Annotated in this window: 13 protein-coding genes; 5 read left to right on the top strand and 8 right to left on the bottom strand. The window is 71.2% G+C overall.

The features are described from left to right. Nucleotides 1–240: 240 nt before the first annotated feature. The 3 genes from ACZ4VA_RS31235 to ACZ4VA_RS31225 are packed head-to-tail and all read right to left on the bottom strand — an operon-like array spanning nt 241 to nt 3,609. Nucleotides 241–990: a succinate dehydrogenase/fumarate reductase iron-sulfur subunit gene (locus ACZ4VA_RS31235; RefSeq protein WP_355789970.1), complete on the bottom strand. Its 750-nt coding sequence runs from the start codon at nt 988–990 to the stop codon at nt 241–243. After that, complete coding sequence (locus ACZ4VA_RS31230) at nt 987–2,936, bottom strand: fumarate reductase/succinate dehydrogenase flavoprotein subunit (RefSeq protein ID WP_389391320.1); 1,950 nt, start codon at nt 2,934–2,936, stop codon at nt 987–989. Before ACZ4VA_RS31230 ends, ACZ4VA_RS31235 begins: the two co-directional genes overlap by 4 nt. 1 nt (nt 2,937) lies before the next feature. After that, on the bottom strand, nt 2,938–3,609 hold the full coding sequence (locus ACZ4VA_RS31225; protein WP_355789975.1) for a succinate dehydrogenase: 672 nt from the start codon (nt 3,607–3,609) through the stop codon (nt 2,938–2,940). Nucleotides 3,610–3,730: 121 nt separating this feature from the next. On the opposite strand from ACZ4VA_RS31225, the gene ACZ4VA_RS31220 reads away from it, so the two are divergent. Next, the gene (locus ACZ4VA_RS31220; RefSeq protein ID WP_356165305.1) at nt 3,731–4,612 is read left to right on the top strand and encodes a LysR family transcriptional regulator; all 882 of its coding nucleotides are present in this window, start codon (nt 3,731–3,733) and stop codon (nt 4,610–4,612) included. A gap of 331 nt (nt 4,613–4,943) precedes the next feature. Here ACZ4VA_RS31220 and ACZ4VA_RS31215 read toward each other — a convergent pair whose 3' ends face one another. The 3 genes from ACZ4VA_RS31215 to ACZ4VA_RS31205 all read right to left on the bottom strand — a co-directional run bounded on the left by ACZ4VA_RS31215 (nt 4,944) and on the right by ACZ4VA_RS31205 (nt 9,185). Continuing rightward, on the bottom strand, nt 4,944–7,079 hold the full coding sequence (locus ACZ4VA_RS31215; protein ID WP_356165302.1) for a putative bifunctional diguanylate cyclase/phosphodiesterase: 2,136 nt from the start codon (nt 7,077–7,079) through the stop codon (nt 4,944–4,946). Then, nucleotides 7,076–7,888, bottom strand: a complete 813-nt coding sequence (locus ACZ4VA_RS31210; RefSeq protein ID WP_356165299.1) for an SAM-dependent methyltransferase — start codon at nt 7,886–7,888, stop codon at nt 7,076–7,078. Before ACZ4VA_RS31210 ends, ACZ4VA_RS31215 begins: the two co-directional genes overlap by 4 nt. 358 nt (nt 7,889–8,246) lie before the next feature. After that, complete coding sequence (locus tag ACZ4VA_RS31205) at nt 8,247–9,185, bottom strand: SCO0930 family lipoprotein (RefSeq protein ID WP_355795806.1); 939 nt, start codon at nt 9,183–9,185, stop codon at nt 8,247–8,249. Nucleotides 9,186–9,918: 733 nt separating this feature from the next. On the opposite strand from ACZ4VA_RS31205, the gene ACZ4VA_RS31200 reads away from it, so the two are divergent. From ACZ4VA_RS31200 to ACZ4VA_RS31190, 3 genes are all read left to right on the top strand, one after another. Next, on the top strand, nt 9,919–10,047 hold the full coding sequence (locus ACZ4VA_RS31200; RefSeq protein ID WP_355794043.1) for a hypothetical protein: 129 nt from the start codon (nt 9,919–9,921) through the stop codon (nt 10,045–10,047). A 15-nt stretch (nt 10,048–10,062) separates the two neighbouring features. Next, nucleotides 10,063–10,827: a bestrophin-like domain gene (locus tag ACZ4VA_RS31195; protein WP_355794042.1), complete on the top strand. Its 765-nt coding sequence runs from the start codon at nt 10,063–10,065 to the stop codon at nt 10,825–10,827. A gap of 223 nt (nt 10,828–11,050) precedes the next feature. Beyond that, the gene (locus ACZ4VA_RS31190; protein ID WP_356165294.1) at nt 11,051–11,587 is read left to right on the top strand and encodes a hypothetical protein; all 537 of its coding nucleotides are present in this window, start codon (nt 11,051–11,053) and stop codon (nt 11,585–11,587) included. Nucleotides 11,588–11,676: 89 nt separating this feature from the next. Here ACZ4VA_RS31190 and ACZ4VA_RS31185 read toward each other — a convergent pair whose 3' ends face one another. Next, on the bottom strand, nt 11,677–12,168 hold the full coding sequence (locus tag ACZ4VA_RS31185) for a hypothetical protein (RefSeq protein WP_356165291.1): 492 nt from the start codon (nt 12,166–12,168) through the stop codon (nt 11,677–11,679). A 332-nt stretch (nt 12,169–12,500) separates the two neighbouring features. Between ACZ4VA_RS31185 and ACZ4VA_RS31180 the strand changes: the two genes are divergently transcribed. Then, complete coding sequence (locus ACZ4VA_RS31180) at nt 12,501–13,169, top strand: class F sortase (protein ID WP_355794225.1); 669 nt, start codon at nt 12,501–12,503, stop codon at nt 13,167–13,169. A gap of 108 nt (nt 13,170–13,277) precedes the next feature. Here ACZ4VA_RS31180 and ACZ4VA_RS31175 read toward each other — a convergent pair whose 3' ends face one another. After that, nucleotides 13,278–14,123: a polysaccharide deacetylase family protein gene (locus ACZ4VA_RS31175; protein ID WP_356165286.1), complete on the bottom strand. Its 846-nt coding sequence runs from the start codon at nt 14,121–14,123 to the stop codon at nt 13,278–13,280. Nucleotides 14,124–14,191 lie beyond the last annotated feature (68 nt).

Genomic DNA, 14,191 nt, shown 5'->3' with positions numbered 1-14,191 from the left:
CGGTTCGGCGGAGCGGCGCAGACCGGATCGGTGCGGTCTACGCGCTCCTGTTCTTCCGATGCCGGTTGGCGTGCGCGTGACCTGTGCCAGGAGCCGGGATGTGGGGATGCTGAATGCCCGGGGGCGCCCGTGCCGCGTGCGGACTGCGGGCCCGGGGAGTGCGAGACGGGACCGGGGATGAGCACCACTCCCGGTCCCGCCCGTCCGCACCCTGTCGGCGAACGTCCTGTGAAGAGAGGGCTACCGCCTGCCCGCCTTGCGGGTCGCGCGCAGCCACTCCTTGTTCATGCCGGTGATGGAGACCAGCGGGATGCCCTTCGGGCAGGCGGTGGCGCACTCGCCGGCGAGGGTGCAGCCGCCGAAGCCCTCCTCGTCCATCCGCGCCACCATGTCGAGCACGCGGGTCTCCCGCTCGGGGGCGCCCTGCGGCAGCACGTTGAGGTGGTTGACCTTCGCCGAGGTGAACAGCATCGCCGAGCCGTTCGGGCACGCGGCCACGCAGGCGCCGCAGCCGATGCACTCGGCGTGCTCGAAGGCGAAGTCGGCGTCGGGCTTGGGCACGGGGGTCGCGTGGGCCTCGGGCGCGGCGCCGGTCGGGGCGGTGACGTAGCCGCCGGACTGGATGATCCGGTCGAACGCCGACCGGTCCACCACGAGGTCCTTCACGACCGGGAAGGCGGAGGCGCGCCACGGCTCGACGTCGATCGTGTCGCCGTCCCGGAAGGACCGCATGTGCAGCTGGCAGGACGTGGTGCGTTCGGGGCCGTGCGCCTCGCCGTTGATGACGAGCGAGCAGGCGCCGCAGATGCCCTCGCGGCAGTCGTGGTCGAAGGCGACGGGGTCCTCGCCCTTGAGGATGAGTTCCTCGTTGAGGGTGTCGAGCATCTCCAGGAAGGACATGTCGGCCGAGATGCCGTCCACCTCGTACGTGGACATCGCTCCGTCGGCGTCGGCGGCGCGCTGGCGCCAGACGCGCAGGGTGAGCTTCATGCGTAGCTCCGCTGGGTGGGGTGGACGTACTCGAAGACGAGGTCTTCCTTGTGCAGGACGGGTGCCTCGCCGGTGTCGGTGAACTCCCAGGCGGCGGCGTACGAGAACTCGTCGTCCTTGCGGGCGGCCTCGCCGTCGGGGGTCTGGGACTCCTCGCGGAAGTGGCCGCCGCAGGACTCGGAGCGGTGCAGTGCGTCGAGGCACATGAGCTCGGCGAGTTCCAGGTAGTCGACGACGCGGTTGGCCTTCTCCAGCGACTGGTTGAACTCCTCGCCGGTGCCGGGCACCTTGATGCGCCGCCAGAACTCCTCGCGGATCTGCGGAATGCGTTCCAGTGCCTTGCGCAGTCCGCTCTCGCTGCGGGCCATGCCGCAGAACTCCCACATCAGTTCGCCCACTTCGCGGTGGAAGGAGTCCGGGGTGCGGTCGCCGTCGACGGCGAGGAGCAGCCGCAGCCGGTCCTCCGTCTCCGCCAGCACCTCCTGGACGACGGGGTGTTCGTCCGTGACGTCCTCGTGGTGCGGGTTGCGCGCGAGGTAGTCGTTGATGGTGGACGGCAGCACGAAGTAGCCGTCGGCGAGGCCCTGCATCAGGGCGGAGGCGCCGAGCCGGTTCGCGCCGTGGTCGGAGAAGTTGGCCTCGCCGATCGCGAACAGGCCGGGGATCGTGGTCTGGAGGTCGTAGTCGACCCACAGTCCGCCCATCGTGTAGTGCACGGCGGGATAGATCCGCATCGGCACCGTGTACGGGTCCTCGGCGGTGATCCGGGCGTACATGTCGAAGAGGTTGCCGTACTTCTCCTCGACCTTGGCGCGGCCCATGCGCCGGATGGCGTCGGCGAAGTCCAGGTAGACGCCCTGTCCGCCGGGGCCGACGCCGCGGCCCTCGTCGCAGACGTTCTTCGCGGCGCGGGAGGCGATGTCGCGGGGCACGAGGTTGCCGAAGGAGGGGTAGACGCGCTCCAGGTAGTAGTCGCGCTCGTCCTCGGGGATCTCGTTCGGCGGGCGGGTGTCGCCCTTGGCCTTCGGGACCCAGATGCGTCCGTCGTTGCGCAGCGACTCGCTCATCAGGGTGAGCTTCGACTGGTGCTCGCCGGTGCGCGGGATGCAGGTGGGGTGGATCTGGGTGAAGCAGGGGTTGGCGAACCAGGCGCCGCGCCGGTGTGCCCGCCAGATCGCGGTGGCGTTGGAGTTCATGGCGTTCGTCGACAGGTAGAAGACGTTGCCGTAGCCGCCGCTGGCGAGGACGACGGCGTCCGCGTAGTACGTGTCGATCCGGCCGGTGATCAGGTCGCGGGCGACGATGCCGCGGGCCCGCCCGTCGACCACGATGAGGTCGAGCATCTCGGTGCGCGGGTGCATCTCGACGTTGCCGGCGGCGATCTGCCGGGACAGCGCCTGGTAGGCGCCGAGCAGGAGCTGCTGGCCCGTCTGGCCGCGGGCGTAGAAGGTGCGGGAGACCTGGACGCCGCCGAAGGAGCGGGTGTCGAGGAGGCCGCCGTACTCGCGGGCGAAGGGGACGCCCTGCGCGACGCACTGGTCGATGATCTCGACGGAGATCTGGGCGAGCCGGTGGACGTTGGACTCGCGGGCCCTGAAGTCGCCGCCCTTGACGGTGTCGTAGAACAGCCGGTGGACGGAGTCGCCGTCGTTGCGGTAGTTCTTCGCCGCGTTGATGCCGCCCTGCGCGGCGATGGAGTGCGCCCGGCGGGGCGAGTCCTGGTAGCAGAACTGCACGACGTGGTAGCCCTGTTCGGCGAGCGTGGCGCCGGCCGAACCGCCGGCCAGGCCCGTGCCGACGACGATCACGGTGTGCTTGCGGCGGTTGGCGGGGTTGACCAGTCGGGCCTCGAAGCGCCGGGTGTCCCAGCGCCGGTCGACCGGGCCCGTCGGGGCCTTGGTGTCGACGGCCGGTTCACCGGTCGTGTACTCGGCATAGGAGTTCATGTCAGCTCACCACTCCGGTCATCACGGCCACGGGTACGGAGACGAAGCCCAGCGTCAGCACCAGCGCGAGGGCGTTCGCGGTGGCCTTGAGGGCGCGGTCGCGGGTGCGGCTCCCGGCACCCAGGGTCTGCGCCGCGCTCCAGAAGCCGTGCCGGACGTGCAGGCCGAGCGCGAGCATCGCGACGATGTAGACGACGTCGCCGTACCAGGTCGAGAAGGTGTCGATGACGTTCTGGTACGGGTGCCCGGACTGGAAACCGCCGGAGTGCACGGTGCCGGTCGTCAGGTCGAGGACGTGCCAGACGATGAAGAGGCCGAGGATGATCCCGCCCCAGCGCATGGTGCGCGTGGCGTAGCTCGACCGGGGCTTCTTGTGGACGTACTTGGTGGGGCGGGCCTTGATGTCGCGGCGGCTCAGCTGGTACGCGGCGGTGGCGTGGGCAACGACGGCGGCCACCAGGACGACGCGGACCAGCCAGAGCGTCCACTCGTAGTGCATGAAGGGCTCTCCGACCGTGCGCAGCCAGTGCGCGTAGTGGTCGAACTCCCCTTCGCCGAAGAAGATCTTCAGGTTGCCGATCATGTGGACGACCAGGTAGAGCAGCATGATCAGGCCGCTGACGGCCATCACCGTCTTCTTCCCGACGGAGCTGTCCCACACCGTGCGTGCGATGGACGGTCGTCGGTCCGTCCGCGTTGCCAGAGCCATGTCACGGAACGCTAGGCCCCGGAACCCCGATCGGTCCAAGACATGGTGCGGCTCGTTTCCATAGGCATGGCCTATCGTTGGCTTCGTGCAGTTCCACCAGCTCCAGTACTTCGTCGCGGTCGCCGAGACCCGGCACTTCACGCGCGCCGCCGACCTGGTCCACGTCGCCCAGCCCTCCCTGTCCCAGCAGATCAAGGCGCTGGAGCGGGAGCTGGGGGCGGACCTGTTCCAGCGGGCGCGGGGCAACATCACGCTGACCGACGCCGGCGAGGCGCTGCTGCCGCTCGCGCGCCGCATCCTCGCCGACGCGGACACCGCCCGGCACGAGGTGCAGGAGCTGGCCCAGCTGCGCAGCGGCCGGGTCCGTCTCGGGGCCACCCCGAGCCTGTGCACCGGGCTGCTCCCGGACGTGCTGCGGGCCTTCCACGACCGCTATCCGGGCATCCGGCTGTTGATCGAGGAGGGCGGCTCCCACGATCTCGTACGGGAGCTGGCACGCGGCGCCCTGGACCTGGCGCTGGTCGTCCTGCCGCTGCCGACGCCGTCCCCCGCGCTGACCACCGTCGAGGTGCTGCGGGAGGACCTGGTGGTGGTGTCGTCGCCGGACGCGCCGGCGCCGGGCCGGGGCCGCACGGTACGGATCCCCGACCTGGAGGGCGAGCGTCTGGTGATGTTCCGGCACGGCTACGACCTGCGCGAGCTGACCGTCGCCGCCTGCCGGGCCGAGGGCTTCGAGCCGGACTTCGCCGTCGAGGGCGGCGAGATGGACGCGGTGCTCGGCTTCGTCCGGGCGGGCCTGGGGGTGGCCGTCGTCCCGCGGATGGTGGCCACCCGCTCGGGGCGCGGACTGCGGGTGACCCCGCTGGCCAGACCGGGACTGCACCGGACGATCGCCCTGGCTCACCGCAGCGACGTGGCTCCGCCGCGGGCGGCGCGGGAACTCCAGCGGATGCTGCTGGAACGCTGAACGGCGACCGCGCCCGGTCCCCACGCGGAGACGGCCCGAGATCCGGCACCGGGAGCACACCGGAGACGGCCACCGGAGCCCGTCGCGGAGGGGACGCCCAAGCCGCGCCAGCGCTGAGAAGGGGCGCCTGTCTCTCGCCCCAGCGAGGGTGAGGGGCGCCGGCGAGGAGGGGCGCCCGAGTCCCACCCCGGCGCGGAGCGAGCGCCGGAGCCCCGTCCGGGCACGGAGGGGGCGTCTGAGCCCCGTGCCGGCGCGGAGAAGGGGCACCGAAGCCGCCCCGACGTGGAGAAGGGGCGCCCGAGCGGGCGCCCCTTTTCGCGCGGGTGGTACGTCAGCCCGTGGCGTCCACCAGCGCCAGCTCGTGCAGCCGCTCCGGCGGGCCGGGGCGGGCGTAGTACCAGCCCTGGGCGGTGTCGCAGCCCAGTATCCGCAGCTGCTCGGCCTGGGCGCCCGTCTCGACGCCCTCCACGGTGACCGCGAGGTCGAGGCTGTGGGCGAGGGAGACGATCCCCTCGACGATCTTGAGGTCGACCGGGTCGGCCGGGAACTGCTGCATGCCCTGGGTGAAGGAGCGGTCCAGCTTCAGGACGCTCACCGGCAGCCGGCGCAGGTTGGCGAGGTTGGAGTAGCCGGTGCCGAAGTCGTCGAGGGCGATGTCGACGCCCATCTCGGCCAGCCGGCGCAGCGGCTTGAGGAGATCGTCGTCGGCGCCGATCAGCGCGGACTCGGTCACCTCCAGGCACAGGGCGTCCGGTTCGAGGCCGGCGCGCTCCAGGATGTCGACGGTGTCGGAGACGAGACCGGGATGGGTGAGCTGGCAGGGCGAGAGATTGACGTTGATCCGCAGCGGTCCCGCGTCGGCGTGCCGCTCCTGCCACTGCCGGGCCTGGCGGACCGACTGGTCCAGGACCCAGCGGCCGAGCGGCACGATCAGCCCGGTGTGCTCGGCGAGCGGGATGAACCGGTCGGGACCGAGGACCCCGTGCTGCGGGTGCAGCCAGCGCACCAGCGCCTCGGCGCCCCGGACGCTGCCGTCACCGAGGTGCACCAGCGGCTGGTACTCGATGAAGAACTCGTTCCTGTCCAGCGCCGCCGGCAGCGCGGTGGTCAGCCCGTGCCGGGTGATGGCGCGCAGGTCGGCCTCGGGGTCGGCGAGCTCGAAGCGGTTGCCGCCCGCGGACTTGGCCCGGTACATCGTGATGTCGGCGCTGCGCAGCACCTCGGCGGGGCCGCGCTCCCCGGCGGGTCCCTCGACGACGCCGATGCTGCCGCGCACGGTCAGCTCGCGTCCGTCGATGCTCACCGGCGTGACCAGCGCGTTCATGATGCGCCCGGCGAGTTCGTCGACCTCGCGCTCGGTGTGCGGCCCGGTGGTCAGCGCCACGAACTCGTCGCCGCCGAGCCGCGCGACCATCTCGCCGGGAGCGGTCGCGCAGGACTGGAGGCGGTCGGCGACCTCGACGAGCAGCCGGTCGCCCGCCGCGTGGCCGAGGCTGTCGTTGATGGTCTTGAAGCCGTCGAGGTCGAGGTAGCACAGCCCGAAGCGCTGGCCCTCACCGGCGGACAGGGCCTTCTCCAGCCGCTCGAAGAAGAGGGTCCGGTTGGGCAGGCCGGTGAGTGCGTCGTGGGTGGCCTCGTACCGCAGGCGGAGATTGAGCAGCCGCCGCTCGGTGGTGTCCTCCATCAGCGCGAGCTGGTACTGGGGCCGGCCGTCGGCGTCGCGCAGCAGGGAGACCGTCAGGTTCGTCCACAGGGCGGTGCCGTCGGGCCGGTAGAAGGCCTTTTCGACGTGGTAGTGCTCACGCTCGCCTCTGACCAACTCGTCGTAGAGGCGCCAGACTTGGGGAGCGTCGTCGGGGTGGGTCCAGTCGCTGACCCGGCGGCCGCGCACCGTCTGCTCGGAACCGCCGAACATCCGCAGCAACGCCCCGTTGACCTGGAGGATGTTGCCCTCGAGGTCGGCGATGCCGATTCCTATGGCCGCGCCCTCGAACACGGCACGGAAGCGCGCCTCGCTCGCGTGCAGGGCCTCGGCGACCACGCTGCGCGCGTTCAGGGCGGCGTGGGAGATGGCTTCCTGCTCGGCCAGCGTCCGGTCCCGCAGGGCCTGCGCGAATCCGGCCGCGATCGCGTGCTGGAGCCGGGCCGAACGGGTCCGCAGGGCCTCGCGGTTGCCGTCGCCGCCGCAGTAGAGGACCAGGTAGGCGTCCACGCAGTCGAGGGAGCGGCTGAGCGCCTCCGGGTCGGTGCAGTGCGCGCCGACCAGGGCGGCGCCGACCGCCCTGCCCTCGGTCGCGTCGTAGGACCTGGCCAGCAGCGCGTCGCTCAACCGGCGCGCGAGGGGCAGCAGTTGCTCCTCGAACTCGGGGCGGGTCAGCGACGTGGAGGTCACCGGGAAGACCGCCCGGCTCCAGATCGTCGCGAACCTGCGGAGTCTGTCCTCCGGTCCGTCCGGTTCCGCGGTCACGCCGCGCGCCCCACGCCGGCGAAACCGGAATAGGAGTACGGATCCTCTTCCTCGGGTCCCGTGTCGGGCCGCCAGTCCGGCATCGGCACCAGTCCGGGTTCCACCATGTCGTACCCCTCGAAGAACCGCGCGATGTCCTCGCGCGAGCGCATGATCAGCGGGTTGCGGGCTTTCCTGTACACGTCGACCGCGCCCTCGGCCCGCTCCGGCGGGAGCGGGATCCCCTCGTACGAGGCATGGGTGAGCACGAGCAGGCTGCCCGGCGCCAGGGCGTCGCGCAGCTCGGCCACCGCACTGTACGGGTCGTCCGCGTCCTCCACGAAGTGAAGTATGGCAACGAGCAGGAGCGCCACCGGACGGTTCAGGTCGATCAGGCGCTGGACTTGGGGGTTCTGCAGGATGTCGCGGGGCTTGCGCAGATCGGCGGCGAGGACGTCCGCGTGCTCGTTGCCCTGGAGCACCGCCTGGCTGTGGGCGACGGCCACCGGATCGTGGTCCACGTACATCACGTGCGCGCCGGGACTGGCCGCCTGCGCGACCTCGTGGACGTTGCCGAAGGTCGGAATGCCGGAGCCGATGTCGAGGAACTGCGTGATCCCCTCGCCGACGGCGTACCGGACGGCCCGCCGCATGAAGGCGCGGTTGGCCTGCATGATCTTCGGAAGCCCCGGCATGAACTCCATCGCCCTGCGGGCCGCTTCCCGGTCGACCTCGAAGTTGTGCGAACCGCCCAGGTAGTAGTCGTAGATGCGGGACACGCTCGGCACCGAGATGTCGATGCTCCGGGGGGCCCAGGCGGGACGCTCCATCTATCTCTCCAGGCGTAGACGACACGTAGGCGATCCGGTGTTCGAGCTGAGGCTACTGATCGCCCGCCAAAGGGGCGAGCCAAAACGGAAATTGACCATCCGTTACCGGTCACTGCCTCCGGCACGTGCCGCATTGTGCCCTCATGCGGAGGGGCGGACTTTCCCGCCCAATCGGGCGCGCGCAGGCGGACGGCGGCGCGCGCACGGCAGCGGCCCGCCCCCTCCGTGCGGTGCGGAGGGGGCGGACCGAGGTCGCGCGCGTTGTTCCGTTTCGTCGGGCACCCGGTGCCTTGTCGTCAACTCCCTTCCACGTTTCGTCGTTGTGCGGGCGAGACGATCAACCCTGGGGAGGTGATCCTCACTTCGACGCGCCGACCGGCTTTCCGTCGGGCGACACGGCGTACCACGTACCGCCGACGCCCTGACCGTTCGTGTCCCCGGGGGCCTTGTCACCGGAGAAGGTGTAGATGGGCCAGCAGTCCACCGTCATCTGCTTGACACCGTCCGGACGAGTGAAGGCCATCAGGCCCTTCTTCGTGACGCCCTTGGTGTCGTTGGCCTCGACCGGCGCGACCGCGGGCCACTTCTCCAGGCAGGCGCCCTTGCAGTTCGACACGGAGTCGGGCCACGCCTTGTCCTTCATGAAGCGGTAGACCGTCATGCCGTTCTTGTCGACGACGACCTCGCCGAGCTTCGGGTCGTTGCGGACGGACAGACCCGGCAGGTCGGCGGCGGAGGCCTTCTTGCCGTCGGGGGCCGACGCGTACCACGTGCCGCCCACGCCCTGGCCGTTGGTGTCGCCGGCCTTCGCGTCCTTGGCGTAGCGGTACATCGGCCAGCCGGCGATCGTCAGCTGCTTGGTCCCGTCGGTGCGGGTGACCTCGCCGAGCAGCGACTTGTCCACGCCGGTGGCGGCCGTCGCACCGTCCGCGGGGACGGGCGGCCAGGCCTTGGCGCAGTCGCCGTCACAGGCGGACTTGGGCGGCTCGGCGGTGTCCTTGTCGAAGCGGTAGAGGGTCATGCCGGCGCTGTCGGTGACGACCTTCCCGAGCTTCACGTTCTCCGTCACGGAGAGCTGGCCCGCGGTCTCCGCCTCGGCCGCCGTGCCCTGTTCGTCCTTGGCATCGGCGCCGTAGCCGTCGCTGGAGCTGGACCCGTAACCGTCGGCGGCCGGTGCGGCGCCCACGTTCTGGCTTCCCGTCGACTGGGTGCCCTGTTCCTGACCGCACGCCGTCGTGAGCGCCAGTACCGCCGCAGCTGCCGCTACGAGTGAGGCGCTCCGCCAGGAGGTCTTCATGTCAACTCCCGCTGTTCGCTTGGGTGTTGCAGCGTCCTAGTGCGCCGCTCATGGCCCTAGGTACGAGCGGGGGCGGGTGAAGTGTTCAATCCGCTCACAGATTTCTTCCCGGAGATCGCGTTCCGCCCGTCACGGATCGCGCAGATGTACGCAGTCCGGGAGATCTTGCGCGTCGCCCGGCAAACCCTGTCAACGCGGATGTCCCTCCTTCGGGGCAATTCCCCGCCGCCCCGGCGTGCCGGGCCCCCGGGAGACCCATGATCTCGGCGTGCATCCACCCCAACGGACCCGATCCGCCCTCGCCGTACGGGTATTGGCGTTGCTCGCGCTGACCTGGTTCCTCAGTGGCGCGCCGGCCGGGGAGGCGTCCGCCGACGCGTGCGCGTACGCGTCGATCGGTCCGGACGGCTCGGTGGACGCGGTCGCGGTCGCCGGCTCGGGCTGGTGCGGTCCGCCTCCGGTGATCCCGCCCCCCTGCCCCAGTCCCACGCCGGAGCCCCCGCCGCCCCCGCCGCCCAAGCCGACGCCTCCGAAACCGACACCGCCGAAGCCCACGCCTCCCCCGCCGCCCAGGCCCACGCCCCGGCCCGAGCCGCCGGCGCCGCCACCGCCGCCGGCTCCGGCCCCGAGGCCGCACCTCGCGGCCCCGCCGCCGAAGCCGCCGCCCGCGCCGAGACCGTCACCGACGCGCTCCCGCAAGCCCAGCCCACCACCCAAGGCGTCGCCGTCCCCGGTGAGTTATCCGGAGTACCGCACCTCGCCGCGCAAGCACCCGCCGCGCGGCGGTCCGCCGCTGGTCTCGCTCACCCTGCTCATCACCGCGCCCGCCGTGCTGGCCGTCGCCGCGCTGCGTCCTCGCTGACCCCTGGAGACACTCTTGTCGGATTGGCTTGTTCTCACCCTCGCGATGGTGGCCGCGTGCGTGGTCGTCCTCGTCGTGACCCTCGTCCGGCACCGCAGAGCCCGGGAGGACGAGGACCCGTCCGAGACGCCGGACGTGATCGAGTACATGACGATGATGATCGGCGTGGTGTACGCCATCGTCCTGGGTCTGGCCATCGCCGGCGTCTGGGAGGGCCGCGGCATCGCCCAGGACCACGTACAGGCGGAGGCGCAGGCCCTGCACGAGATCTCGGAGCGGGTGCGGGTGTATCCGCCGGACGTCCGCGACCGCATCCGGGACGACGTCAACACCTATGTCGGTCATGTCGTCACAACCGAGTGGAAGTCGATGGCGGACGAGCAGAAGCTCAGCCCCGAGGCCGGCCGGCTCTTCGAGCGGATCCGCCAGGACGTCACCGACTACGAACCGCGCACGGACTTCGAGGCGCAGGCCTACCAGCCCCTCCTCGACCAGGTCACCGCCGCCGACGACGCCCGCAACGGGCGCGGCTCGTCCTCGGGGGCGACCATGCCGGGCGTGGTGTGGTTCGGGCTGATCACCGGCGCCGTGGTCACCGTGGGCATGATCTTCGCGCTGCAGATCAGACGTACGACGCGCGAGCTGATCCTCGCGGGACTCTTCTCCGCCCTGATCGCGTTCCTGCTCTTCCTGATCTGGGACCTGGACGCGCCCTACAGCCGGGGCATCGCGGCCTCGGCGGAACCCTTCCGGACCCTGTTCCCGCATCTCCACGGGTGAGGGACCCGCACTCAGGAGCCGCCACCGGGGGACGGACGCCACGCCGCGTCCGTCCCCCTTCCGCACGTACGGCGTCCCCTGTGCGGCCCACACCGTTGCCCCATTCGCGCGACACGGATCGCGCCCTCGCGCACACCTTTCTAGCGTTTCGGTCATCGAGGTGCATTTCTGACGCAGGCGGAAAAAGTCCGCAGCAGGCTCCTCGGGGACCCGGAGGATCACCATGCGCGCGATAGGCGTCGCTTCGGCCGCACTGCTCGGCGTGGCCGCCCTGACCCTGACCGCACCGACCGCGGTGGCGGTCGGCGAGGAGGAGGGCAACATCACGCCCTTCGGCTTCAGCGTCCAGCCCTCGACCGTCGCCCCGGGCGGCCAGGTGACACTGCTGCTGCGACGGGACGGAGGGTGCAAGGGCAACGCCACCGTCTCCTCGGGCGTCTTCGACACCGTCACCATCCCGCGCCGGCAGTCCACGGCCACGGCCACCGTGGACTGGGACGCCAAGCCGGGGGCGGTGTACCAGGTGACGTTCACGTGCGACGGCGTGAGCGGTCACACCGACCTCGGCATCACCGCCGGGCGTCCGGCCGACCTGACCCGCCCGCCGGCCCCCGTGCACCGGGGCGTGAAGGCGGGCGTCGGCGGCAGCGTGGCCGGGTTCGACCTCCACGAGATCGGGCTCGGGGCCGCGCTCATCACCGGTTCCGTCGGCGCTGCGTGGTACGTGTCCCGCCGCCGCGGGGCCACCGGCGACTCCTGACGGCACACCGCACAGCCGCTCGCCCCGGACCCCTGCGGGAGGGTCCGGGGCGAGCGGCCGTCACGTGCGCGCTCCGGCGGGGCCGCCGGTCAGATCCGGTTCTCGGTCCTGCGGCGCATCCAGAACACCCCGCCGGCCAGGGCGGCCGTCGCCACGAGCGCGCCGCCGATCGCCATGTCGGTGGGCGTCGCCCCGCTGGAGCTGCTGCCGCCGAGACCGCCGCGGACACCGCCGATGACGGTGAAGGCGGCCGGCCGGGTGAGCGTCTTGTGCTCCCCGCAACGGGCCGTGATGTCGTACGAACCCGGTCGGGCGTTGCGGTCGATGGTGACCGTCGCCGTGGAGGTCCTGCCGCTGACGTGGTGCAGCGGCGTGGTCGGGAAGACCGGCGAGGAGACGGTGCTGCCGGGCATCTGGCAGGACGAGCCGTCCACGGTGACGGTCAGCTGCCCGCCCCGGGCGATGACGCTCGGCATGGCGACGATGTTGCTGGGGCTTTCCCACGCCGTGGCCGCGGGGGCGGCGAGCCCCACGACCGCGGCCGCGACGGCAGAGACCGCCAGGGCACGAGTAGTACGCATGTGTTCCTCCGCGGAAGGCGCCCCGGGAACCGTCCCCGGTCGATCGGCGAGAAAGCGCCTCCCAGACAGACCCTCAGATGCGCTGCTCAGGGCCGCATTTCGGGAATGGTCCGTCCTGGTGAGAGGACACGCCGAAGGAATTCCACGCAGGGCGATGTTGCCGCAGGTCACGGACCGTCAGAAATTTTGTGCGCATGGCAACTCGGATGGCGCACGCCGATGTACGTCACCACCCGTTCGCACGTTCTCCCGTCGCCCGCCGAGCGCGCTGCGCTTAGCGTTCTCATATGCGCGACGGACGCGGCGACGGCTGCGTCGAGAGGGGATTGCGAATGCACTCGTCCGAGCTCGCCGAGGAGGAGGAGCGGCAGAAGAAGCGCGCGCCGTGGGGCGTGATAGCGCTTGTTCTGCTGACCGGCCTCGCTCTCATCCGCAACGGTTCGGGGGAGTTCGACGTCGGACCGCCGCAGCCGGCGACGGCGGCGGCCGCGGACACCCGCACGCAGAACGGCGGCACCTTCCGCAAGGCCACGCCGGACCCGCTGCCGTACTCCGAGGTCGACCGCGTCAGGATCCCCGGCATCCAGGTCGACGCCCCCGCCATGCCCGTGGGCCTGGACACCGAGGGCTGGGTCGACGCGCCGCCCCCCGAGGACCCGAATCTCGCCGGCTGGTTCACCGGCGCGGTCTCGCCCGGCGAGAAGGGCACGGCCGTGGTCGTGGGCCATGTCGACAACCGGCTGGGGCCGGCCGTCTTCTACGGGCTCGGCGCCCTGAAGAAGGGGAACCGCGTCGAGATCCAGCGCAAGGACGGGAAGACCGCCGTCTTCGAGATCTACGGAATCGAGGTCTTCGAGAAGAGCAATTTCCCCGGCGACCGCGTGTACGGCAGCAAGGGAAGCCCGGAACTGCGTGTCATCACCTGCGGAGGCGGTTTCTCCAAGCAGCAGGGCTATGACGGGAACGTGGTCGTCTTCGCCCGCCTGACCGAGGTTCGCTGAGCGTTCCCCGAGCGGGCGGGCGAGGCCCTTCGGCGATCCCGGGCGGAATGTCCGCCCGGGCGCTTTTTCATGTGCACCGCTTTAATGCACCACTTTATGCGGACCGCATTATGTGTACTGCCTTCGCGGGACGGTGATGTGGTAGCCGGAGTCCAGCAGCTCCGGAAGGTACTCGCGCAGCGCCTGCACACTCTGCGAACGGTCGCCGCCCGCGTCGTGCGAGAGCACCACGACGCCGGGTGCGGCGCCGTGCTCCACCCGGTCGGCGATCCTGCGGGTGCCCGGCGTGGTCCAGTCGAGGGTGTCGACCGTCCACGCCAGCGGCTCCATGCCCAGTTCGGCACCGAGCTGGAAGGCCGCCCGGTTCCAGGCCCCGTAGGGCGCCCGGAACCACAGGGGCGGCTCCCCGTACGCCTTGTCGATGACCTCGCAGGTGCGTTCCATCTCCGAGCGGATCGCGGAGCGGGAGAGCCGGGTCAGCAGCGGATGCGTCCAGGTGTGGTTGCCGACGATGTGTCCGTCGTCGGCCATCTCGCGCAGCAGGTCCTTGTTGTAGGCGGCCATCTCGCCGCAGACGAAGAACATCGCGCGGACGTCGTGGGTGCGCAGGGTGCGCAGGATGTCGGGGGTGTAGCGCGGGTCGGGGCCGTCGTCGAAGGTGAGCACCATGCTGCGGCCGCGCCCGGACATGCGCAGGAACGGCTCGTGCCGGACGAGGGTCCTGGCCGGGCTGCGGTGCGGCGTGCCGTAGCCGGTGATGGGCTGGAGACGGTACGCGGAGGGCTTCAGCGCGCGGCGCGCCTGAGGACCCGAGACCGGGGCGGGGCGTGGCACCGGGTGCGCGCCCGGGTCGGCGGTGAGCAGGCGGGCCGTGCCCGCCGCCCCGGCCGCGCCCAGCACCGCGGCGCCGGCGAGCAGCGCCGTGCGCCGCGTGAGCAGCTGATCCTTTTTCATGACTCATCAGTCGCCCATTTGACCGTCGGCGCGGCCCAGCAACACGGCTGGGGACCCCCGAAAACACC

This window comes from Streptomyces sp. NPDC028308 (assembly GCF_055565855.1).
The sequence above is the reverse complement of the archived record's forward strand: the minus strand, read 5'-3'. Positions and strand labels throughout refer to the sequence as shown.

What these genes read in the sequence shown, in the direction of transcription:
- ACZ4VA_RS31190 (WP_356165294.1), top strand. Translation starts at nt 11,051, where the DNA reads ATGCGCGCGATAGGCGTCGCTTCGGCCGCACTGCTCGGCGTGGCCGCC.
- ACZ4VA_RS31235 (WP_355789970.1), bottom strand. Translation starts at nt 990, where the DNA reads ATGAAGCTCACCCTGCGCGTCTGGCGCCAGCGCGCCGCCGACGCCGAC.
- ACZ4VA_RS31230 (WP_389391320.1), bottom strand. Translation starts at nt 2,936, where the DNA reads ATGAACTCCTATGCCGAGTACACGACCGGTGAACCGGCCGTCGACACC.
- ACZ4VA_RS31175 (WP_356165286.1), bottom strand. Translation starts at nt 14,123, where the DNA reads ATGAAAAAGGATCAGCTGCTCACGCGGCGCACGGCGCTGCTCGCCGGC.
- ACZ4VA_RS31185 (WP_356165291.1), bottom strand. Translation starts at nt 12,168, where the DNA reads ATGCGTACTACTCGTGCCCTGGCGGTCTCTGCCGTCGCGGCCGCGGTC.
- ACZ4VA_RS31180 (WP_355794225.1), top strand. Translation starts at nt 12,501, where the DNA reads ATGCACTCGTCCGAGCTCGCCGAGGAGGAGGAGCGGCAGAAGAAGCGC.
- ACZ4VA_RS31210 (WP_356165299.1), bottom strand. Translation starts at nt 7,888, where the DNA reads ATGGAGCGTCCCGCCTGGGCCCCCCGGAGCATCGACATCTCGGTGCCG.
- ACZ4VA_RS31205 (WP_355795806.1), bottom strand. Translation starts at nt 9,185, where the DNA reads ATGAAGACCTCCTGGCGGAGCGCCTCACTCGTAGCGGCAGCTGCGGCG.